Genomic DNA, 20,921 nt, shown 5'->3' on the forward strand with positions numbered 1-20,921 from the left:
AGGGCTCGTGTCCCGGCGGTGGTGCTCGGCTCGGGTGGCCCGGGGGTGTAACGACCGGGCGGCTGGCGGCATTCCGCCGTGTGGCCCTGTGGTTACCCGGGGGCGCGTGGGCCCGGGTGGTGTAACGCCCCGGCGCGTGGGCCCGGGTGGTGTAACGCCCCGGCGCGTGGGCCCGGGTGGTGTAACGCCCCGGCGCGTGGGCCCGGGTGGTGAGTGCATGTCGGCGACATCGCGGGGTCCGGGTGGGCAGGAAGGGGCCATGTCGGCGACATGGAGTCGAGCGGTACCCGGGGCCCGTGGCCCGGGTGGTGTAACGGCCCGGGACGGGCGATGATTCCGCCGGACCTGCCCCGGAGGGGTTCGGCCGGGACTGCTGCTCGGGCGTCCGGGTGTGTAACGCCTCCGGGGCCGTCGGCATTCCACCTCACCCGTCGCCGGCCAGGGCATGGTCGCTGCATGTCGCCGACATGGCGGAGTCCGGCTGGCGTGGTTGGCCCCATGTCGGCGATATGGGGTCAACCGCCCTGAGGAGAGGCCGGGGGCTGGCGGCCGCCGGGGAAGTGGTGGTCGTGTCGCCGACATCGCGGGATCCGGGCGGGCAGGAAGGCGCCATGTCGGCGATGTGGGGTCGATGACCGTTCCGGGGCAGGCGGGGCAGGTCGGCGGAGTTGGGGCGATCATCCCGAGCCGGTGGGCGGTTACAGCCAGCCGGAGCGGCGGAACAGGCGGTGCAGGGTGAACGCGGCGGCGGCCATCACCAGCAGCGCGGCGGGGTAGCCGTAACGCCAGTTGAGTTCGGGCATGTTGGCGAAGTTCATCCCGTAGATCCCGGCGATCGCGGTCTGCGCCGCGGCGATGGCCGCCCAGGACGCGATCTTGCGCATGTCGTTGTTCTGCTCGACGGCGAGCTGTGCCAGCCGGGACTGCAGGATGGAGTTGAGCAGGTCGTCGTACGCGCCGACGCGGTCGACGGCCCGGGCGAGCTGCCCCTCGACCTCGACGAACCACGGGCGCAGCGCCGGGGGCGGGCCGTCGGGGCGCGGTTCGGTGAGCGTACGCAGTGGCGCCTGCAACGGCAGCACCGCCCGTTTGAACTCCACGATCTCCCGTTTGAGTTGGTAGATCTGCTGGACGTCGGCGGACCGGTCGCGGGCGAAGACCATTTCCTCCACGCGTTCCAGGTCCTGCTCGACGTGCCCGGCGACCTCGAGGTACAGATCGACCATCCGGGCGCACACCGCGTACGCGACGGCCCAGGGGCCTTCGGCGAGCACCGCCGGGCGGTCCTGGATGCCCTCGCGCACGGGGGTGAGCGCGCCGGCCGCGCCGTGCCGGACGGTGATGACGAACCGGTCGCCGAGGAACATCATCACGTCTCCGGTGTCGATCACCTCGGAGGTGCCGGTCAGTTCGGTGTGTTCGACGTAGCCGGCGGTGCGCAGCACCAGCAGTGTCACCGTGCCGTGCCGTTGCAGGGTGGGGCGGTGGCCGTCGGCGAGGGACTGTTTGACGCTGAATGCGTCCAGGTCGAAGGTCCGCCCGACTTCGGCCATCACCGCGGGCGACGGCTCGTGCAGGCCGAGCCAGACGAACGACCGTCGTCGGCGGCGGGTCTGGGCGTACGCGTCGGTGTAGTGCGGGCGTCCGGGCCGGCGCCGGCCGTCGACGTAGACGGCGCAGTCGACCACGGCGTCCGGGTTGGCGGGTCGGGCGGGCGCGGCGGCGTGAGCGGGGCGGGCCAGCGCGCGGCGCAGCAGCCCGGGCAGGCGTTCCCGCCACGGGGTGCGCGCGGGTTGCTGGGCCACTCGGTCACCTCCGCCTCGCCGGGGCTACTGCCGGCAACCGTAGGCGATCTTTGCGAGGGGTGGTGAGCCGGGTGGGAACCGTCGTGCGTATCCGGGGTGGTGTCAGGCGACGGCGGTGGCGAAGACGATGACGTTGTCGAGGTAGCGGCGCTCGCGTTCGTCGAAGCGGCCGCCGCAGGTGATCAGGCGCAGTCGGGGCACGGTGCCGGCACCGTAGACGAGGTCGGCGGGGAAGGCCGTCTTCGGGTACGACCGGACGCCGTCCACGGCGAACGTCACCTCCGTCGCGTCGGCGCGCGCGACGCGGATCCGGTCGCCGGGTCGGAGTCGGCCGAGGTCGAAGAAGACCGCCGGGCCGGTGTCGCGGGAGTCGACGTGCCCGACGATGACCGCGTTGCCGGCTTCGCCGGGGCTGACGCCGAGCCGGTACCAGCCGGCGATGGTCGGCCGGTCCGGTGGGGGGACCTCGAGTTCGCCGGTGCTGGTGACGGCGACCGGCACGAGGTCGGCGCGTACGTCGATCGCCGGGATGGTGACGCGGGTGGGGTTCGCGTGGGGCAGGGGTGGCGCGGGTGTGGCCGGTTGGCCGGTCGCGGGGTCGGCCGCGGCCGGGGCCGGTGGTCGGGGCGGGCGCGGGGGCGGGCGGGTCGCTCCGACGGCGAGCAGGCCGAGCCCGGTCACGCCGGTCAGCGCGATCGCCGCCGCGGCGGTCCGGTGGCCTGGGAACACGGGCACACCTCCGGGTGCGTGGCGAACGCCCGCGCCGGTGGTCGGCCGGCGCGGGCGTTCGTGTCAGGGATGTCGTGACGTGCGCCGGGTCAGGCGAGGGTGGATGCGTGGCGTCGGCGGCGTACCAGGGCCAGCGTGCCGGCTGCGGCGGCGCCGACGAGGGTGCCGCCCGCGGCGAGGAGGCCGGTGGTGTCGGCGTTGGCGCCCTCGCCGGCCGCCGCCCCGCCGATGGGGGTGACGGCGAAGGTGGCGCTGCCTGCGGAGGTCCCGTCGCCGCAGGTGGCGGTGACTGTGTAGGTGCCGATGGTGAATCCGGCGGTGAAGAGTTCGGCGCTCAGTCCGCCGCCGGCGGCGGCGGTGGTGGAGCGGACGTTCTGGTCGCGGTTGGGGCCGGTGACGTGGAAGATCGCGTCGCCCGACTTCGGGTTGCAGCTCGCGGTGAGCACCACGGTCCCGCCGACGGGTGTGGTGGCCGGTGAGACGGTGGTCTCCGCGAGCGCGGCGGCCGGGAGTAGGAGCGTGCCGAGACCCACGCCGAGCGTCGCCGATACGAGTACTGACTGTGCCTTCATACGCGTCTTCCCTCACTTCTGTCCGCTGATCGGGTGGGACGTCGTTCGGGTGGCCAACACCGCAACTAGCACCGGTGTGCCCAACACTAGGAGGGTTGGCCCCCGGATCCGGTGAAAATGAGAATTCTTCGTTGCCGTCACGTGTCCGCCCAAGCAGCGGAAGAGCTGCGGAAAGGACCGGACCGGCGCCGCCCGTGACCGCCCGCGCCGGCCTGTCCCCGCCGTCCCGGCCCGGCCCGTCTGCCGGCGATTCGCCCCACCGGTCGGACGTGAGGGGTACACCCGGGTGGCCCGACCCCCGTCCGTCGGCGTTACGCCCGTGGCAGAGCGGGCCGTCCCGGGCGCCGGCGTCGGCCCAGGATGGGGGGACAGTTCCGGCCGGGCGGCCGGAACCGAGGGGAGGCCAGGATGGGGGGACAGCTCCGGCCGGGGCGAACGGGTCCGAGGGGAAGCGGCGAGACGTCGGTGATCACTGAGGTCTGTGGCCCGGCGGACTGGCGCGCCGACCAGTTCGCCGACGGTGGGCGGTGGACGCTGCGGGTCGGCGACGACGAGCGGGCGGAGCTGCTCGCCGCGGTCGCCGCCGCCGAGGCCACGGGCGTACCCCTCGACGGGTTGTCGCGTGCGGACTTCCCGCTGCCGACCCTCGGGCCGCGGCTGGGGCGGCTCGCCGGCGAGGTGACCGACGGCTGCGGCGTCGGGTTGGTCCGGGGCCTCCCCGTCGAGGGGCTGCCGGAGCACCGGTGCGAGCTGCTGGCCGTCGGGGTGGCCAGCCACGTGGGCCGGCTCGTGCCGCAGGGCGCGGACCAGGTGGCCCTGCGGCACGTACGCGATCGGGGAGCCGACCCCGCCCACCCCACCACCCACAGCTACGAGCACAGCCGGCGCCTCGGCTTCCACGCCGACCCGGCCGACGTCGTCGCCCTGCTCTGCGTGCGGCCCGCCCGCTCCGGTGGGCTCAGCACCGTGGTCAGCTCGGTCGCGGTGCACAACGAGATCGTGCGCACCCGTCCCGACCTGGCCCGGGTGCTGTACGAGCCGTGGTGGCACGACCGGCGTACCGGCGACGGGCCGGACAGCTTCGCCCAGTGGCCGGTGTACGCCCGCGACGGCGGCCGGCTGGTCGCCCGGTACGGGCCGGACTACATCCTTTCCGCCCAGCGTGGCGCCCACGTGCCCCCGCTGAGGTCTGGGCCCGTACCCACCCGTCGAGCGCCGGCTGGTCCACCGAGGGCTGCCCGGTCAGATCGCCGCGTATCGGCGCCGGCACCTCCTGCCGCCACCGCTGCGACAGTTCCAACTCCCGCCGGACCCAGCAGGCCAGGGCGAGTCGGACGGCCGGTGAGGCGTCCAGGCCGTACCGGGCCGCCTCGGGGGCGACCGCCAGCAGTTCGGCGTGGGCCGGCCCGGCCGCGTACCGGGCGAGCAGCGCCAGCAGCGGGTACACGCTGGCGCCGGAGAACACCGTCTGCCCGTCGTCCACGGTGGACGCCCATCGGGCGGTCAGGGCGTTGGTGGCGGCGACGCTCATGCGGGCTTCCTCCGGGAGTCGGATGCGACGGCCGGGCGCCCGTCGGCGGCACGGCGTCGAGGATGCCACAGCCGACCGCGACGGCGGGGACCCCGCCATGGTGGAGCCGGGCCGGCCCCGCCCGGTGCCGTGCCCCGGCGCGCCGTGTGGCAGCGTGGCGGGGTGGACCCCGCCGTACCCGTCGACGTGGACCTCGCCCTCGTGGGCGGGGGCGGCGCGGCGTCCCTCGTGCTGGCCGCCCTGCACCGGCGGGGCGTGCGGGGCGTGCGGGTCGCCGTGCTCGACCCGGTGCGCAGGCGCGGCCAGGACCGCACCTGGGCGTTCTGGGGCCGGCCGGGCGGCGACCTGGAGCCGGTGCTCAGCGCCAGTTGGCGGCGGGTCGAGGTGGCCACGCCCGCGCGCCGCCGCGTGCTCGACCTCGCCCCGCTGCGGTACGCGATGCTGCGCTCCGCCCCGGTGTACGAGCGGGCCGCCGAGGCCGAGCGGCGCCTCGGCGTGACCCGGATCGACGCCGAGGTCGGTGTCCTGGCCGACGACGGCTCCCGCGTGCTGGTCCGCGGCGTGGACGGGGCGCCCCTGGCCCGGGCGTCCTGGGTGCTCGACTCCCGCCCCCACCCACCGCGACGGCCGGGCCGTACGTCCTGGTTGCAGCACTTCCGCGGCTGGTGGGTGCAGGTCGACGCGGCGGCGTTCGACCCGGACCGGGCGGTGCTGATGGACTTCCGCACCCCGCAGCCGCAGCGGGGTGTGTCCTTCGGCTACGTCCTGCCGGTCGGCGACCGGTACGCCCTGGTCGAGTACACCGAGTTCTCCCCGGCGCCGCTGACCGACGAGGCGTACGACCGGGCGCTGCGCGACTACGCCGGCCGGCTCGGCCTGCGCCCCGACGCGCTGACGGTGCGGGAGGTGGAGCACGGGGTGATCCCGATGACCGACGCCCCGTTCGCGCGCCGGCCCTCGCCGCGGGTGGTGCGCCTCGGCACGGCCGGCGGCGCCACCCGACCCGCCACCGGCTTCACGTTCTCGGCGATGCTGCGGCAGGCCGAGCAGGTGGCCCGGGCGGTGGCTGCGGGCCGCCCGCCGGTGCCCGCGCCCGCGTACCCCCGCCGGCACCTGTGGATGGACGCGGTCGCGCTGCGGGCGCTGGACACCGGGCGGCTGCACGGCCCCGACTTCTTCGACCGGCTGTTCGACCGCAACCCGCCGGAGCGGGTGCTGCGCTTCCTCGACGGCGGTACCTCGCCGGGGGAGGACCTGGCGGTGATGCGGTCCAGCCCGCTGCTGCCCATGACCTCCGCCGTCCTCGGGGACGCGGCGGGACGGCTGCGCGGCCGGCTGCGCAGCCGCGCCGACCGCCCCGGCTGACCGCCCACCTGGTCGTCCCCACCCCGTGCCGGTCCACCCCGTGCCGGACCGCCGTGCCGGTCCACCCCGTGCCGGACCGCCGTGCCGGTCCACCCCGTGCCGGACCGCCGTGCCGGTCCACCCCGTGCCGGACCGCCGTGCCGGACCGCCCCGGGGCCGCCGCACGGCCTGCACCTACGGTCGAGACCGGGCGACCGGAATCGACATCCCCGCGGTCGGGAGTTCGACCGTTCAGCCGACCCGCGCGGCGACCGCGTCGTGGATCAGCGCGCGCAGCCGCTCCATCGGGTCGCCGTCGGCGACCGCGAGCCGGTTGCGGGTCGCCGCGACCGTGAGTCCCAGACCCGGGTACGCGTACGCGAGGCTGCCGCCGCTGCCGGCGCTGCCGAAGGCCACCCCGTCGCCCTCGACGGCGTAGCCGAGCCCCCAGGTCGCCTCCTGGCCGAAGACCCACTCCGGGCCGCGCGCCGCTACCGAGGCCACCTCGCGCAGCCGCCCCGGCGAGATCAGCCGCACACCGTCCACCTCGCCGATCAACGCCGCGTACATCCGGGCGGCGGCCCGGGCGGTGACGGTCCCGACGGCCGGCACGTCGGCCCGCAGCACGTCGGGCCGCAGGCCGAGGGTGGCGTCCGGTCGTGCCCCGGGCGGAACGACCCGGTCCAGGTTCGGCAGGTGGCCGCTGATCCCCTCCAGCATCGCCGAGAGGTTGCCGTCCTCCACCCGGGCCAGCCGGCCCTGGTCCGCCTCCGGCACGCCGAGGAACAGTTCGCCGGTCACGCCGAGTGGTGCGGCCACGTCCTCGGCCAGGACGGCGGAGACGCGACGGCCGGTGACCCGCCGGACCACCTCGCCGACGATCCACCCGAACGTCCACGCGTGGTACGCCAGTCGCTCACCGGGCGCCCACAGCGGCTCGGCGTCGGCCACGATCGCGCACATCCGGTCCCAGTCGGCGAAGTCGTCGAGCGTGACGTCGGCCGGCAGCGCCGGCACGCCGGCGGTGTGGGTGAGCGCGTGGCGCAGGGTGATCCCGTCCTTGCCGTGCCGGGCGAACTCGGGCCACACATCGGCGACGCGCAGGTCGTAGTCCAGCTGCCCCCGCTCGGCGAGCACGTGCACGACGGTCGCGGTCAGGCCCTTGCCGGTGGAGACGCTGTAGACGGGGGTGCCGGCGGTCAGCGGGCGGCGCGTAACGGTGTCGGCCAGCCCCGCCTGCTCCTCGACGATCGGCTCGCCGCGCAGGTACGCGGCGACCTGCACCCCGGCCTCCCGCCCGGAGCCGACGAGGTCGTCGAGGGCGGCGCGCACCTCGGCCCGCAGGCCGTCCCAAGGTCCGGTCACGGTGAGCCACCCTGCCAGAGGGACGCCGGGCGGCGCCCCCGATTTTCCGCCGTCCGACTTCCGCCGGCCCCCGATCTCCGCCGTGCCGTCGGCCCCCGATCCCCGTCCCGGCGGCCCGGGTCCCGCCGACCGGGTGCGCGGCGGGCGCCCGGTAGGTTGCGGGCATGGTCAACGAGGCGGCCGGCGGGGTCGTGCAGATCTGGACCGACGGGGCGTGCAGCGGCAATCCCGGCCCGGGCGGATGGGGTGTGGTGCTGCGCTACGGCTCGCACGAGCGGGAGCTGTGCGGCGGTGAGGCGACGCCGACCACGAACAACCGGATGGAGCTGATGGCCGCCATCCAGGCCCTGGAGGCGCTGACCCGGCCGGTCGCCGTCGAGCTGCACACCGACAGCACGTACGTGCGCAACGGCATCACCAGCTGGCTGGCCGGGTGGAAGCGCAACGGCTGGGTCACCGCCGCCCGGCAACCCGTCAAGAACGCCGACCTGTGGCAGCGGCTGGAGGCGGCCTGCGCCCGGCACACGGTGACCTGGCTGTGGGTGAAGGGGCACAACGGCCACCCGGAGAACGAGCGGGCGGACGCGCTGGCCAACCGCGGCATGACCGAGGCCCGCGCGGGCGCGCCCGCCGGCCCCGGCGGACACGCCCGGCGGCCCGCCGTCGCCCCGCGCCGGTGATCAAGAGAGTTGCGTCGTCGGCGGCGCGAAAGCTGACGCGAACTTCTTGATCACCGAGGCGGGGCCGGGCGGCCGGGAGCGGTCACGGCTCGTTGGCCGGGGGCTCGTTGGCCGGGTCGGCGGTGCCGGAGACCGCGTCGACGTCGTACCCGGCGCGGCTGGTCTCCCGGGCCGACCGGCGGTTCTCGGCGGGCAGGTCGGCGAAGTCGTCCCCCGTGTCGTCGGTCGTGTGCAGCGACTCGCCCGGCGGTCGCAGCGACGCCTCGTAGGCGGTCGCGCCGTCGGGTTCGTCGGTGCTGGCTCGGTCGAAGCGCCTCTCACTGGTCATGTCGCACTCCTGCCCGTCCGGGCGGCCGGCAAACGCCGGTGGGGCGGTTGCCCGCCAGGGCGCGGCGGGCCGCGTCAGCGGCGACGACCCCTCGGCGCGCCCCGCCCACCGCCGCCGGTCCGGCCGCCGTTTTCGGCCCGCCCACCGCTCCCGGTCCGCCCACCGCCGCCGGTCCGGCCGGACGCCGCCCGGGGCAGCGGGGTGACCGGCAGCGACCAGTGGGCCGGCCGGGTGAGCCCCGGCGGCAGCCCGGTGCGGTGGTCGCCGCGGGCCGCGTCGACCTGGGACTGGTGCAGGAACAGGGTGCGCCGCAGGTCCGCGCCGCGCAGGTCGGCCCCGCGCAGGTCCGCGCCGGTGACGTCGGCCAGCGTGAGATCGGCCCCGCGCAGGTCCGCCCCGAGCAGCACCGCGCCCCGCAGGTTCGCCCCGGCCAGGTCGACCCGGCGCAGGTCGGCGGCGATCAGCACCGCGCCCCGCCGGTCGGCCCCGGCCCGGTCCGCCCGGGCCCGCTCGCCGGCGCGCGCCAGCAGCGGGTTCACCCGATCCCGGTACGCGTCCACGTCGAGCGCGAGCAGCTCTTCCGGGCCGCCGGCGGTGAGCCGGCGGGTCTCGCCCAGCGCGGCGTCCAACTCGTCGCGCAGCGGGCCGCGCGGCGTCAGCGTCACCGCCTCGGTGAGGTACCAGAGCAGCTCGTGCAGCGGACGCATGACGGCGAACGTGTCGAACATCCGCGTCGCCGTCTCCGGGGCGGCCCGCCAGTCCCGCCCGCCGAAGGTGACCTGGGCGACCTGCTGGCCCGCCCCGAAGCAGTCGAAGACGGTGCACCCGGGAAAGCCCCTGGCCCGCAGGTCCCGGTGGATGCCGCAGCGGAAGTCGTCGCCCAGGTTGGGGCAGGGTCGCCCCGCCGGCTTGTCCAGCGCGAAGTCGGAGGACGCGGAGAACGCCGGCGCGACGCAGCACAGCCCGAAGCAGCGGGAGCAGTCGGCCCGCAGGTCGTCGCGCCGGGCGGGCTGGGGTGTTTCTGGCACGCTGACCGTTCTCCAGGGGTTGGTCGGGGCAGGGACGCCCGGCACCCCGGGCCGCCCCCATTGTCCCGCAGCACCCGCTGTCAGGGGCGTGGGGCGCCGGGCGCCACGTCCACGCCGGGCGCCACGTCCACGCCGGGCGCGAGGTGTAGCCGTCCGCGCGGCGGGTAGCCGCGACGCATGGAGCTGGTCGAGGAGGCGCCGTACCGGTTCCGCATCGAGCGGCGGGACACGATGCGGGTGCCCGGGGTCGTCTTCGCCTCCCGCGCGCTGATCCCCGACGTGGGGGAGGACCGGTCCCTGGAGCAGGTGGCGAACGTCGCGACCCTGCCGGGCATCGTCGGCGCCTCGTACGCGATGCCGGACGTGCACTGGGGGTACGGCTTCCCGATCGGCGGCGTCGCCGCCACCGACGTCGACGCGGGCGGGGTGGTCTCCCCGGGCGGCGTCGGGTTCGACATCTCCTGCGGGGTACGGCTGCTCACCGCCGACCTGCACCGCGACGAACTGCCGCGGGTAATCCAGGCCCTGATGGACGGCCTGGACGCCGCGATCCCGCGCGGCATGGGCCGGGGCTCGGTGTGGCACCTGACCGACCGGGCCGAGCTGGACGCGGTGCTGCGCGACGGGTCCCGGTACGCCGTCGAACGGGGACACGGCGTGCCCCGGGACCTGGACCGGTGCGAGGACTACGGCGCGGTCGGCGACGCCGACCCGACGCAGGTCAGCGACCGGGCCGTGCAGCGCGGCCAGGGGCAGGTCGGCAGCCTCGGCTCCGGCAACCACTTCCTCGAGGTGCAGGCGGTCGACGAGGTCCACGACGAGCAGGTGGCGGCGGCGTTCGGGCTGCGCGCCGGCCAGGTCTGCGTGATGATCCACAGCGGGTCGCGCGGCCTGGGCCACCAGATCTGCACCGACTACGTGCGGACCATGGAGCGCACGATGCCCCGCGACGGCATCGAGGTGCCCGACCGGCAGCTCGCCTGCGCCCCCGTCGACTCGCCGGAGGGGCGGGCGTACCTGGCGGCGATGGCCGCCGCCGCGAACTACGCCCGGGCCAACCGGCAACTGCTCACCGAGGCCGCCCGCCGGGTCTTCACCCGGGTCACCGGCGGCGGCCTCGACCTGGTGTACGACGTCTCGCACAACCTCGCCAAGATCGAGACGCACCGGGTGGACGGCGCCGAGAAGCGGCTGTGCGTGCACCGCAAGGGCGCCACCCGGGCGCTGCCACCCGGGCACGCCGACCTGCCCGACGACCTGCGTCCCGCCGGCCAGCCGGCGCTCATCCCCGGCTCCATGGGCACCGCCTCGTACGTGCTCACGGGCGTCGCCGGCGCCCCGGCGTTCGCCTCGACGTGCCACGGCGCGGGCCGGGTACGCAGCCGCAAGCAGGCCACGAAGACCGTCCGGGGGCAGGACCTGCGGCGGGAGCTGGAGAACCGGGGGATCGCGGTGCGCGGGGCGTCCTGGCGGGGGCTGGCCGAGGAGACGCCGGAGGCGTACAAGGACGTCACCGAGGTGGTCGGGGTGGCCGAGGGCGCCGGCCTGTGCCGCCGGGTGGCCCGGCTGGTGCCGCTGGGCGTGGTCAAGGGCTGACCCGCCCCGCGTCGCGTCCGCCCTGGCCCGTCCGCCGTCCGGGACCGACGCAGCGCCCCGGCAGGCGGGCTGTCAGACGTCCAGGGTCACCGCGCAGGACCAGCCGTGCTCGTCCGGGCCGAAGCGCAGCTCGTGCAGGGATACCGCCTTCGGCACCGCGCCGACCGGCTGCACCGCGTCGGTGTCCACGACCCGCCAGCGCACCCGCAGGCCCCCGTCGGGGCGGGCGGTCACGTCCGTTGCGACCGGCAGCGTCCCCTCGGTCTCCAGCCGGAAGATCACCTCGTCGAGGACGGCCACCAGCAGGTCCGCGTCGTCGCCGGCCGGGACGTCGACCGTCGCCTCGGTGCCCGGCCCCGCGCCCGAGACGTCGACGAACGTCTCCACCGCCGCCCGCACCGCCTCCGCCAGGCAGCCCTCGCGGTCCGGCGCCCACGCCTCGACCCGCACGTCCGCGGTGTGCGGCACGGCCCGGTGGCCCCGCCCCGGTCCTCGCTCCATGCCCCGATCATCCCGCCGCCCGGGGCCGGCCCGCCGCGGGTCGCCCGGAAACGGGGGAACCGCCGAGGGGCGGAGCGGAGACGAGGGGCCCGCCGAGGGGCAGGGTGAAGGCGAGGGGCCCGTGGGGGAGCGCGTGGGGGCGTACCCTCGGCCGATGAAGATCACCAAGTTCACGCACTCCTGCGTGCGCCTGGAGCACGAGGGGCGGGTGCTGGTCGTCGACCCGGGCACGTGGAGCGAGCCGCGTGCCCTCGCCGGGGCGGACGCGGTGCTCGTCAGCCACGAGCACACCGACCACGTCGACGTGCTCCGCCTCGCCGGCCTCGGCGCCCCCGTCTTCGCCCCCGAGGGCGCCGCCCTGCCGTCGCTGGTCGACCTGCCGGTGACCCGGGTCCGCGCCGGGCAGCGGTTCACCGCCGCCGGCCTGCCCGTGCTGGCCGTCGGCGGCCGGCACGCCACCATCCACGGCGGCCAGCCCGACTGCGTCAACCTCGGGTACGTCGTCGCGGACGGCGCGGTCTACCACCCCGGCGACTCCCTGCACCCGCCGGGGCAGCCGGTGGACACGCTGCTGGTGCCGGCGCAGGCGTCCTGGCTGAAGCTGACCGAGGCGATCGACTTCGCCCGCGCGGCCGCCGCCCGCCGGGTGCTGCCGATCCACGACGCCCAGCTCAACGAGCGGGGGCTGGCCAGCGTGAACGGCTGGTTCGCCGAGACGCTCGGCGACGCGTACGGGTGGCTGGCCCCGGGCGAGAGCGTCTGACCGCGGCCCGCCGGGCCCGAGCGGCCGCGCGTTCGACCACCCGCCCGTCCGGAGGACGCCGCGCCGCGGGCCGGGGCGCCGACGGAGATAGGGTCTGGGGCGCACCCTGCGACGGGAGACGCGCCATGGCCCACGACCACGTCGACGTGCTCATCGTCGGCGCCGGCCTCTCCGGCGTCGGCGCCGCCTGCCACCTGCGCCGCACCTGCCCCGACAAGACGTACGCGGTGCTGGAGGCGCGCGGCGCGATCGGCGGCACCTGGGACCTGTTCCGCTACCCGGGCGTCCGGTCCGACTCGGACATGTTCACCCTCGGCTACTCGTTCAAGCCGTGGACCGACCCGAAGGCCATCGCCGACGGCGACTCGATCCGCGACTACGTGCGGCGGACCGCCCAGGAGTACGGGGTGACCGGGCACATCCGCCTCCACCACCGGGTGCTGGGCGCCGAGTGGGACAGCGCCACCGCCCGCTGGACAGTGCGCGCCCGCCGCGACGACACCGGCGAGGACGTGACTCTCACCTGCGGGTTCCTGTTCGTCTGCGCCGGCTACTACCGCTACGACGCCGGCTACACCCCGGACCTGCCGGGCGTCGACGCGTACGAGGGGCGGCTGGTGCACCCGCAGCACTGGCCCGCCGACCTGGACCACACCGGCAAACGGGTGGTGGTCATCGGCAGCGGCGCCACCGCGGTGACCCTGGTGCCGGCGCTGGCCGGACGCGCCGCCCACGTCACGATGCTCCAGCGCTCGCCGACGTACGTGATCGCGCTGTCCTCCCGCGACGGCCTCGCCGACGCGCTGCGGCGCCGGCTGCCGGCGAGGGTCGCGTATCCGCTGGTGCGCTGGAAGAACGTGCTGCTCGGCGTGGCGAACTTCCAGCTCAGCCGCCGCGCCCCGAGGCTGGTGCGGCGGTTCCTGCTGCGCGCCGCCGCCGGCAGGCTCCCGGCCGGGTACGACGTGCAGCGGCACTTCTCGCCCCGCTACGACCCCTGGGACCAGCGGCTGTGCGTGGTGCCCGACGGGGACCTGTTCACCGCTGTCGGGCAGGGCCGCGCCGACGTGGTGACCGACCGGATCGACACGTTCACCCCGACCGGCCTCCGGCTCGCCTCCGGCGCCGAGCTGCCCGCCGACGTGGTGGTCACCGCCACCGGGCTCAACCTGCTGGCGCTCGGCGGCATGACGGTCACCGTCGACGGCGCCGAGGTCGGCCTCGCCCAGACGGTCGCGTACAAGGGGATGATGCTCTCCGGCGTGCCGAACCTGGCCATGACCATCGGCTACACCAACGCCTCCTGGACGCTGAAGGCCGACCTGGTCGCCACGTACGTGTGCCGGCTGCTGCGGCACCTGGACGCCACCGGCCAGCAGGTCGTCACCCCGCTCGCCCCCGCCTCCGGGGAGCGGGCGCCGCTGATCGACCTGAAGTCCGGCTACGTGCGGCGCGGCGTCGACGCGCTGCCGAAGCAGGGCGTGTCCGCGCCGTGGCGGCTGTACCAGAACTATCCCCGCGACGTGCTGCTGATGCGTCACGGCCGGCTGACCGACGCCGGGGTGCGCTTCTCCCGCGCCGGCGCGCCGCCCGCCCCGGACCGCCCGAACCCCGCCCGGCCCGCCGACGCCGCCGTCGGCTGACCGGGCCAGCAGAGGAGACGACGTGCGTACGTTCGACTTCACGGCCGGCACGGCCGTGGTCACCGGGGCGGCCAGCGGCATCGGCGAGGCGCTCGCCCACGGGCTGGCCCGCCGTGGCAGCGACCTGGTCCTGCTCGACCGGGACGGTGACCGGCTCACCGCCGTGGCGGCCGCGATCCGGGCCGCCCACCCGGACCGGCAGGTCGCCACCTACCTGGTCGACCTCGCCGACGCCGCGGCGACGGCCCGGGTGGCCGAGGAGGTCCGCCGGCGCCATCCGCGCCTGCGGCTGCTGGTCAACAACGCCGGCGTCGCCCTCGGCGGCCGGTTCGACGAGGTCACCCTGGACGAGTTCAGCTGGGTGGTCGACGTCAACTTCCGGGCCGTGGTGCAGCTGACCCACGCGCTGCTGCCGGCGCTGAAGGCCGAACCCGGCGCGCACCTGGTCACCGTCTCCAGCCTCTTCGGGCTCATCGCCCCCGCCGGGCAGGTCGCGTACGCGGCGAGCAAGTTCGCCGTCCGGGGCTTCACCGAGGCGCTGCGCCACGAGCTGGTCGACGACGGCGTCGGGGTGACCTGCGTGCATCCGGGCGGCGTCCGGACCCGGATCGCGAGCAGCGCCCGCGTCGGCAGCGGCGTCTCGGTCGAGGAGTACGAGGCCGGCCGCCGGCGGTTCGAGAAGCTGCTCACCATCGATCCGGCGCGGGCCGCCGAGGTCATCCTGCGCGGGGTCCGGCGCCGCCGCGGCCGGGTGCTGATCGGTTGGTCGGCGAAGCTGCCCGACCTGCTGGCCCGGTTCGCCCCGGCCTCGTACGGTCGGGTCCTGGCGCTCGTCACGCGCCGCGTCGCGGGGACCGGCGTCGCCACCGCGCCGGCGCCCCACCGCCCGGCGGAACCGGCTGCGGCGGACGGCTCATGACGACGGTCAGGGCGGGCTGCCGCCGCGCTTCTCCTCCTGGGCCAGCACCGCCTCCCGCAGGTGCGGGTCGTCGCGTTCGGCCAGCTCGGCGGCGAGCCGGGGGTCGGCGGCCAGCCGGTCCCGGTTGCGGTGCAGGAAGGCGTCGAAACCCCCGGTGTACGGGCAGGCGAGGTCACCCAGGGTCGTCTCCGGCTGGTATCGGCAGTCGGCGCAGTAGTCGCTGAGCTCGTCGACGTACCGGCCGTCCACGGCGTACGGGCGGCTGTCGACCCGGTCCGGGTCGGCGTACTGGCTCATGCCGATCACGGTCGCGTTCATCACCCAGTCGGCGCCGTCGACGAAGCACCGCCGGAACCAGTCCGCCAGCTCCGCCGGCCGCCATCCGCGTTGCAACGCGTAGTTGCCCAGCACCAGCAGCCGCTGCGCGTGGTGCGCCCACGCCCGGTCGCGTACCCCGGCCAGCACGTCGGCCAGGCAGCGCGCCTCGACGGCGTCGGCGTCCAGCGTGGCGAACCAGTCCGGCAGCGGTCCGGTCGCGGCCAGCCGGTTCGCGTCCCGCAGGCGCGGCTCGAGGTACCAGTACAACTGCCAGAGGAACTCCCGCCAGCCGAGCAGCCCGCGCACGAACGGCTCCACGGCCGACAGCGACGCGTCCCCCGCGCGCCAGGCCGCCTCGGCCGCCCGGATCGCCTCCGCCGGGTCGAGCAGCCCCAGGTTGAACGACGACGACAGCACGCTGTGCGCCAGCAGCGGGTCGTCGGCGCTCATCACCTCCTGGTACCGGCCGAAGTCGGGCAGCCGGTGCCGGACGAAGTGCCGCAGCCGGGCGTCGGCCTCGGCGTGCGTGGCCGGGTACCGGCGGGGGCCGTCGCGTCCGACGAACCGGACGCCCTCCTTCTCCCACCGGTTCAGATCCGCGCGGACCTCGGCGTCGATCGCGTCCTCCACGATGGGCGGCGGCTCCGGGGCGACCGTTCCGGCGGAGGCGCGCGACCGGCGTGGGACGCGGCCCGGCGGTCCCTCCAGCACCCGGTGCTCGTGGCGCGCCCAGCGGTAGAAGTCGGCCATCCGCAGCGGCCCCCGGCGCTGCGCGCCCGCCCATGCGGTGAAGTCGTCCCGGTCGGTGAGGAAGCCGCGCGGGGGCAGGATCGTCAGCCCGGGCACCGATCGGGCGAACGCCAACCCGGCGCGGGACGGCGGGTGGCACACCTCCAGCGGCTCCCCGACCCGCGTCAGGGCCTCCCGGAACGTCCCGGCGCGCACCAGCGTCGCCCGGTCGCCCAACTCCGCCGCCCGGTGCCGCAGCGCGGACAGGATCAGGTGGGCCTTCTGACGGTGCGTCGGGCGCTGCCGGAACAGTTCCCGTGCCTCCACCAGCAGGACCGGTTGCGCCGGATCGTCGAGGAAGTGCGGCCCGAGTTGATCGGCGAGCAGCCACCGGCGGGAAAAAGACATACGTCGATTCTGCCGAGTCCGCTCGGGTACCGCCCGCTGGACCCGCCGCGTCCCGCGGTGGTTCACACCACACCCTCGCGCCGGGGTCGGCCGGGTGGCGTGCGACACGGTCGGAGGGGGCGCGCGCCGGCCCGCCCCGCCTGAGGCACATCATAGATACATGACGCATCCCACCCCTCCGGCGCGGTCCGCCGCCCCCTCGGCCGCCGATCGGGCGTACCAGCACCTGAAGCGGTCGATCCTCGAACAGGTCTACCCGGGCGGCCTGCTGATCAGCGAGGGGGAGATCGCCGAGGCCGCAGGGGTGTCCCGCACCCCCGTACGGGAGGCGCTGCTGCGACTGGAGGCCGAGGGGCTCGTGGCGCTCTACCCGAAGCGCGGCGCCCTGATCCGGCCCGTCTCCGCCCGGGAGATCGCCGACGTCATCGAGGCGCGCCGCCTCGTCGAGGTGTACGCCGCCGAGCGGGTCTGGCCCCGCCGCGCGCAGCTGAGGGCGGACCTGGCCCGCTGGCTGGACCGGATGCGTGAGGCCCACGCCGCCGGCGACGTCACCGCGCTCATGGCCGCCGACCGGGCCTTCCACGCCGCCGTCGTCGAGACGGCCGGCAACGAGATCCTGGCCGAGCTGTACCACCGGCTGCGCGACCGCCAGGTGCGCATGGGCGAGGCCAGCTTCCGGCTCTCGCCCGGCTGGGCCCAGGTGGTGCTCGCCGAGCACGCCGCCCAGCTCGCCGCCCTCGACGGCGACGACCCGCAGGCCTGGCTCGACAGCGTCGCCGCGCACGTCGACAACGCCGCGACCGTGCTGCGGACCCTGCGGTGAGCGCCCCCGCCCGCCGCCGCTCCGCCGTCCTGGTCTTCGCGGTGGCGCTGAGCGCGTACGTCGCGGCGGTGTTCCACCGCAGCTCCCTCGGCGTGACCGGGGTCGACGCCGCCGACCGTTTCCACATCAACGCCGCCACGCTGGCCACCTTCTCCGTCGCCCAGCTCGCCGTGTACGCCGCCATGCAGGTGCCAGTCGGGGTGCTGCTCGACCGGTTCGGCTCCCGCCGGCTGCTCATCACCGGCGGCGCGCTGATGGTCGCCGGGCAGCTCTGCTTCGCCCTGGTCACCGACGTCCGGCTGGCCATCGCCGCCCGCGTCCTGGTCGGCCTCGGCGACGCCACCACCTTCATCAGCGTGCTGCGCATCATCACGTTCTGGTTCCCGGGCCGGCGCAACCCGATGCTGGTGCAGCTCACCGGCACCCTCGGCCAGCTCGGCGCGGTCCTCGGCGCCGTGCCCCTGGTGGCCCTGCTGCACCACGCCGGCTGGACCCCCGCGTTCCTCACCGCCGCCGCGCTCGGCGCGACCGCGCTGACGACGGTCGCGGCGGCCGTCCGGGACACGCCGCACCGCGAGCACGCCGCCGCGCCGGCGCCGGACTCGGCCACCGTACGCCGGCAGCTGGCCGCCGCCTGGGCCCAGCCCGGCACCCGGCTGGGTCTGTGGACGCACTTCGTCACCCAGTTCTCCGGCTCGGTCTTCGCGCTGCTGTGGGGCTACCCGTTCCTCGTGCAGGGGCAGGGGATGGCGCCCACCGCCGCCGCGTCCCTGCTCACCCTGATGACCCTCGCCGGCCTCGTGGCGGGGCCCGTCGTCGCCCAACTGTGCGCGCGGCACCCGTACCACCGCTCCGCGCTGGTCCTCGGCGTCACCGCCGCCAGCGCCGTGGTGTGGACGGTCGTGCTCGCCTGGCCCGGCCGCGCCCCGGGCTGGCTGCTCGTCGTCCTGGTGCTGGTGCTCGCCGTCAACGGTCCCGGCTCGGCCATCGGCTTCGACTACGCCCGCACGTTCAACCCGGCCAGCCGGATCGGCAGCGCCACCGGCATCGTCAACGTCGGCGGCTTCGTCGCCTCGATCGTCCTGATGCTCGCCGTCGGCGTCGTCCTCGACCTGGCTACCCCCGCGGGCCGGTCCGCCCCGGACCTCGCCGCGTTCCGCTGGGCCTTCGCCGCGCAGTACGCCCTGTGGGCGCTCGGCGCGGTCCAGGTGCTGCGCTACCGCAACGCCGCCCGCCGCCTCCTGCACGCCGCGGCGGCCCCGGCGCAGCCGCAGCCCGCGCCCCCACCGGCCCTGGCGCGGCCGGCGGCCTGACTCCCCGAGTTCGCTGATCTTGCACTTTCGGCCCGGACTAAATTCGTGAATCGCCCATATCGGGGGCCGAAACTGCAAGATCGCGAGGAGCCTTCGGGGCGTTACGGGCGGCGGAAGCGGCGGTGGGTGAGGTCGTCCAGCACCAGGGTCAGCCCGGCGCCGACCAGCCAGACGTCCTTGGCGAGGCCGATGCCCTGCTGGGTCGGCCGCAGGCTGCCCGGCTCCCGCATGCCGGGTGTGCGCAGGTACAGCTGCACCAGTCCCGCCCCGAACGCGGTCAGACCCAGCCCCGCGAGCAGGGACGGGACGAACGGCGCGAGCAGGGCGGCCCCGAGCGCCATCTCGCCCCGGGACAGCAACCGGGCGAAGCGGTCCGGCCCGAGTTGCCGCAGCTGCGGGACGGCCCCGGCGGCCATGCCGTGCATGCCCGCGGCGGCCTCACCCTCCAGACTCCGCTTACCCAGGCCCGAGTTCAGGATGAATGCGCCGACAGTGGTGCGCAGCGGCACGTGCGTGAGCTTCATCTGGCCCTCCCGTACCCCGACGACAGTGCCCCCGCCTACCCGGCACCGGCGGCCGTAACCGCCGGCCGATGAGGCCGACGCGATGATCAACAGGTAGTTTCGTCTGGGGCGTGGGCGGCGGCGTCCGCGCAGGCCACCGCGCCCGCCACGGCCGGCCTGTGGGCCGGCGGCGACGGACACGGTGTGGAGCAGGAGGGGCGAAACGTGAGCCAGGAAGTCCGGGGAGTCATCTCACGCAGCAAGGGCGCGCCGGTGGAGGTCGCCACCATCGTGGTACCCGACCCGGGGCCGGGTGAGGCGGTGGTCCGTGTCCAGTCGTGCGGGGTCTGCCACACCGACCTGCACTACCGGGAGGGCGGGATCAACGACGAGTACCCGTTCCTGCTCGGCCACGAGGCGGCCGGCATCGTGGAGCAGGTGGGCGACGGGGTCACCGACGTGGCGCCCGGCGACTTCGTCGTGCTGAACTGGCGGGCGGTGTGCGGCGCCTGCCGCGCCTGCCGGCGTGGCCGGCCCTGGTACTGCTTCAACACCCACAACGCCGCCCAGAAGATGACCCTCACCGACGGCACCGAACTGGCCCCGGCGCTGGGCATCGGCGCGTTCGCCGAGAAGACCCTCGTCCACGCCGGACAGTGCACCAAGGTGGACCCGGCCGCCCGACCGGCCGCCGTCGGCCTGCTCGGCTGCGGCGTCATGGCCGGCCTCGGCGCGGCGATGAACACCGGCGCGGTCGGCCGCGGCGACTCGGTGGCCGTCATCGGCTGCGGCGGGGTCGGCGACGCCGCCGTCGCCGGCGCCACCCTGGCCGGCGCGACGACGATCATCGCGGTCGACACCGACTCCCGCAAGCTCGACTGGGCGCGCAGGTTCGGCGCCACCCACACCGTCAACGCCTCCGAGGGCGACGTCGTCGAGGCGATCCGGGCGGCCACCGGCGGCTTCGGCGCCGACGTGGTCATCGACGCCGTCGGCCGGCCCGAGACCTGGAAGCAGGCGTTCTACGCCCGCGACCTCGCCGGCACCGTCGTACTGGTCGGCGTGCCGACCCCGCAGATGCAGGTCGAGCTGCCGCTGCTGGACGTCTTCGGCCGCGGCGGCGCCCTCAAGTCCAGCTGGTACGGCGACTGCCTGCCCAGCCGCGACTTCCCGCTGCTCACCGAGCTGTACCTGCAGGGCCGGCTCGACCTGGACGCGTTCGTCACCGAGGAGATCGCCCTGGACCAGGTCGAGCAGGCGTTCACCCGGATGCACCACGGTGACGTGCTGCGCTCGGTGGTGGTCTTCCCGTGACCGCCCGCGTCGACCACACCGTCACCTCCGGCACCTTCTCCCTCGACGGGCAGACCTTCGACGTCGACAACAACGTGTGGGTCGTCGGCGACGACACCGAGTGCGTGGTCGTCGACGCCCCGCACGACGTCGAGGCGATCCTGCGGGTGGTCGGCGGGCGCCGGGTGGTGGCGATCCTGGCCACCCACGCCCACGACGACCACGTCCGGGTGGCTCCGGCGCTGTCCCGGGCCACCGGCGCGCCGGTGCTGCTGCACCCCGACGACCGGGTGCTGTGGGACATGGTCCACCCCGACGTGACCCCCGACGGCGAACTGCGCGACGGGACGACGATCGAGGTGGCCGGTACGCCGCTGCGGGCGCTGCACACCCCCGGCCACAGCCCCGGCGCCTGCTGCCTGTACGCCCCGGCGCTCGGCGCGGTCTTCACCGGCGACACCCTGTTCGCCGGTGGGCCGGGTGCCACCGGCCGCTCGTACAGCGACTTCGGCACCATCATCGAGTCGATCCGCACCCGGCTGCTCACCCTGCCGCCGGAGACGGTGGTGCACACCGGCCACGGTGGCAGCACCACCATCGGCGCGGAGGCCCCGCACCTCGACGAGTGGATCGCCCGGGGCCACTGACCCCGGCGGGGCCACCGACCCCGGCGTCTGGCCCGTGGGGCACGAGTTTCCCCGGGCGTGCCGCGGGGTTGCGGCTGCCACGAATG

General features: G+C 75.7%; 19 protein-coding genes. 10 read left to right on the forward strand and 9 right to left on the reverse strand.

Features of this window, described 5'->3' with window-relative positions; genetic code table 11:
• Window positions 1-698 precede the first annotated feature (698 nt).
• The 3 genes from ABGB16_RS19090 to ABGB16_RS19100 form a co-directional block, all read right to left on the reverse strand.
• A complete protein-coding gene (locus ABGB16_RS19090; protein WP_347669440.1) occupies window positions 699-1,805 on the reverse strand; it encodes a magnesium and cobalt transport protein CorA in 1,107 nt (368 codons plus the stop codon).
• A 102-nt stretch (window positions 1,806-1,907) separates the two neighbouring features.
• Complete coding sequence (locus ABGB16_RS19095; protein ID WP_347669441.1) at window positions 1,908-2,534, reverse strand: class F sortase; 627 nt, start codon at window positions 2,532-2,534, stop codon at window positions 1,908-1,910.
• Window positions 2,535-2,623: 89 nt separating this feature from the next.
• Window positions 2,624-3,106 (reverse strand): hypothetical protein, encoded by a 483-nt coding sequence (locus ABGB16_RS19100; RefSeq protein ID WP_347669442.1) that lies wholly within the window; start codon window positions 3,104-3,106, stop codon window positions 2,624-2,626.
• A 1,675-nt stretch (window positions 3,107-4,781) separates the two neighbouring features.
• On the opposite strand from ABGB16_RS19100, the gene ABGB16_RS19105 reads away from it, so the two are divergent.
• Window positions 4,782-6,002 (forward strand): lycopene cyclase family protein, encoded by a 1,221-nt coding sequence (locus ABGB16_RS19105; RefSeq protein ID WP_347669495.1) that lies wholly within the window; start codon window positions 4,782-4,784, stop codon window positions 6,000-6,002.
• Window positions 6,003-6,233: 231 nt separating this feature from the next.
• Here ABGB16_RS19105 and ABGB16_RS19110 read toward each other — a convergent pair whose 3' ends face one another.
• Window positions 6,234-7,346 (reverse strand): serine hydrolase domain-containing protein, encoded by a 1,113-nt coding sequence (locus ABGB16_RS19110; RefSeq protein ID WP_347669443.1) that lies wholly within the window; start codon window positions 7,344-7,346, stop codon window positions 6,234-6,236.
• Between the two features lie 164 nt (window positions 7,347-7,510).
• Here ABGB16_RS19110 and rnhA point away from each other — a divergent pair, with 164 nt between their 5' ends.
• Window positions 7,511-8,026, forward strand: coding sequence for a ribonuclease HI (rnhA, locus tag ABGB16_RS19115; protein ID WP_347669444.1), 516 nt, complete (start codon window positions 7,511-7,513; stop codon window positions 8,024-8,026).
• An 82-nt stretch (window positions 8,027-8,108) separates the two neighbouring features.
• On the opposite strand, the gene ABGB16_RS19120 is transcribed toward rnhA, so the two are convergent.
• Both ABGB16_RS19120 and ABGB16_RS19125 read right to left on the reverse strand, forming a co-directional pair.
• A complete protein-coding gene (locus tag ABGB16_RS19120) occupies window positions 8,109-8,354 on the reverse strand; it encodes a hypothetical protein (protein WP_347669445.1) in 246 nt (81 codons plus the stop codon).
• Between the two features lie 74 nt (window positions 8,355-8,428).
• The gene (locus ABGB16_RS19125) at window positions 8,429-9,382 is read right to left on the reverse strand and encodes a pentapeptide repeat-containing protein (protein WP_347669446.1); all 954 of its coding nucleotides are present in this window, start codon (window positions 9,380-9,382) and stop codon (window positions 8,429-8,431) included.
• Window positions 9,383-9,559: 177 nt separating this feature from the next.
• Between ABGB16_RS19125 and ABGB16_RS19130 the strand changes: the two genes are divergently transcribed.
• The gene (locus ABGB16_RS19130; protein ID WP_347669447.1) at window positions 9,560-10,978 is read left to right on the forward strand and encodes an RtcB family protein; all 1,419 of its coding nucleotides are present in this window, start codon (window positions 9,560-9,562) and stop codon (window positions 10,976-10,978) included.
• Between the two features lie 72 nt (window positions 10,979-11,050).
• On the opposite strand, the gene ABGB16_RS19135 is transcribed toward ABGB16_RS19130, so the two are convergent.
• Window positions 11,051-11,479, reverse strand: coding sequence for an archease (locus tag ABGB16_RS19135; protein WP_347669448.1), 429 nt, complete (start codon window positions 11,477-11,479; stop codon window positions 11,051-11,053).
• 154 nt (window positions 11,480-11,633) lie between these two features.
• Between ABGB16_RS19135 and ABGB16_RS19140 the strand changes: the two genes are divergently transcribed.
• From ABGB16_RS19140 to ABGB16_RS19150, 3 genes are all read left to right on the forward strand, one after another.
• A complete protein-coding gene (locus ABGB16_RS19140; protein WP_347669449.1) occupies window positions 11,634-12,242 on the forward strand; it encodes an MBL fold metallo-hydrolase in 609 nt (202 codons plus the stop codon).
• A 125-nt stretch (window positions 12,243-12,367) separates the two neighbouring features.
• Entirely contained in the window at window positions 12,368-13,882 is a 1,515-nt protein-coding gene (locus ABGB16_RS19145; RefSeq protein ID WP_347669450.1) for an NAD(P)/FAD-dependent oxidoreductase, read from the forward strand.
• Between the two features lie 22 nt (window positions 13,883-13,904).
• Window positions 13,905-14,801, forward strand: a complete 897-nt coding sequence (locus ABGB16_RS19150) for an SDR family oxidoreductase (RefSeq protein WP_347669451.1) — start codon at window positions 13,905-13,907, stop codon at window positions 14,799-14,801.
• Between the two features lie 6 nt (window positions 14,802-14,807).
• On the opposite strand, the gene ABGB16_RS19155 is transcribed toward ABGB16_RS19150, so the two are convergent.
• Window positions 14,808-16,256: a cryptochrome/photolyase family protein gene (locus ABGB16_RS19155; RefSeq protein WP_347669452.1), complete on the reverse strand. Its 1,449-nt coding sequence runs from the start codon at window positions 16,254-16,256 to the stop codon at window positions 14,808-14,810.
• Between the two features lie 160 nt (window positions 16,257-16,416).
• Here ABGB16_RS19155 and ABGB16_RS19160 point away from each other — a divergent pair, with 160 nt between their 5' ends.
• Window positions 16,417-17,079 carry a GntR family transcriptional regulator gene (locus tag ABGB16_RS19160; protein ID WP_347669453.1) on the forward strand — a complete coding sequence of 221 codons (663 nt, stop codon included), beginning with the start codon at window positions 16,417-16,419 and terminating at the stop codon, window positions 17,077-17,079.
• A complete protein-coding gene (locus ABGB16_RS19165) occupies window positions 17,076-18,392 on the forward strand; it encodes an MFS transporter (protein ID WP_347669454.1) in 1,317 nt (438 codons plus the stop codon). The genes ABGB16_RS19160 and ABGB16_RS19165 overlap by 4 nt, the downstream gene beginning before the upstream one ends.
• A 101-nt stretch (window positions 18,393-18,493) precedes the next feature.
• Here ABGB16_RS19165 and ABGB16_RS19170 read toward each other — a convergent pair whose 3' ends face one another.
• Window positions 18,494-18,916 carry a hypothetical protein gene (locus ABGB16_RS19170; protein ID WP_347669455.1) on the reverse strand — a complete coding sequence of 141 codons (423 nt, stop codon included), beginning with the start codon at window positions 18,914-18,916 and terminating at the stop codon, window positions 18,494-18,496.
• Window positions 18,917-19,120: 204 nt separating this feature from the next.
• Here ABGB16_RS19170 and ABGB16_RS19175 point away from each other — a divergent pair, with 204 nt between their 5' ends.
• Entirely contained in the window at window positions 19,121-20,209 is a 1,089-nt protein-coding gene (locus tag ABGB16_RS19175) for an S-(hydroxymethyl)mycothiol dehydrogenase (protein WP_347669456.1), read from the forward strand.
• Window positions 20,206-20,835, forward strand: coding sequence for an MBL fold metallo-hydrolase (locus ABGB16_RS19180; protein WP_347669457.1), 630 nt, complete (start codon window positions 20,206-20,208; stop codon window positions 20,833-20,835). Before ABGB16_RS19175 ends, ABGB16_RS19180 begins: the two co-directional genes overlap by 4 nt.
• Window positions 20,836-20,921: the final 86 nt, after the last annotated feature.

Origin of the sequence: Micromonospora sp. B11E3 (genome assembly GCF_039871625.1) — a bacterium.
Lineage (GTDB): Bacteria > Actinomycetota > Actinomycetes > Mycobacteriales > Micromonosporaceae > Micromonospora.

Bases quoted from the DNA above. Each gene is read 5' to 3' on its own strand.
- ABGB16_RS19100 (WP_347669442.1), bottom strand. From the start codon at position 3,106: ATGAAGGCACAGTCAGTACTCGTATCGGCGACGCTCGGCGTGGGTCTC.
- rnhA (WP_347669444.1), top strand. From the start codon at position 7,511: ATGGTCAACGAGGCGGCCGGCGGGGTCGTGCAGATCTGGACCGACGGG.
- ABGB16_RS19120 (WP_347669445.1), bottom strand. From the start codon at position 8,354: ATGACCAGTGAGAGGCGCTTCGACCGAGCCAGCACCGACGAACCCGAC.
- ABGB16_RS19130 (WP_347669447.1), top strand. From the start codon at position 9,560: ATGGAGCTGGTCGAGGAGGCGCCGTACCGGTTCCGCATCGAGCGGCGG.
- ABGB16_RS19135 (WP_347669448.1), bottom strand. From the start codon at position 11,479: ATGGAGCGAGGACCGGGGCGGGGCCACCGGGCCGTGCCGCACACCGCG.
- ABGB16_RS19140 (WP_347669449.1), top strand. From the start codon at position 11,634: ATGAAGATCACCAAGTTCACGCACTCCTGCGTGCGCCTGGAGCACGAG.
- ABGB16_RS19145 (WP_347669450.1), top strand. From the start codon at position 12,368: ATGGCCCACGACCACGTCGACGTGCTCATCGTCGGCGCCGGCCTCTCC.
- ABGB16_RS19155 (WP_347669452.1), bottom strand. From the start codon at position 16,256: ATGTCTTTTTCCCGCCGGTGGCTGCTCGCCGATCAACTCGGGCCGCAC.
- ABGB16_RS19160 (WP_347669453.1), top strand. From the start codon at position 16,417: ATGACGCATCCCACCCCTCCGGCGCGGTCCGCCGCCCCCTCGGCCGCC.
- ABGB16_RS19170 (WP_347669455.1), bottom strand. From the start codon at position 18,916: ATGAAGCTCACGCACGTGCCGCTGCGCACCACTGTCGGCGCATTCATC.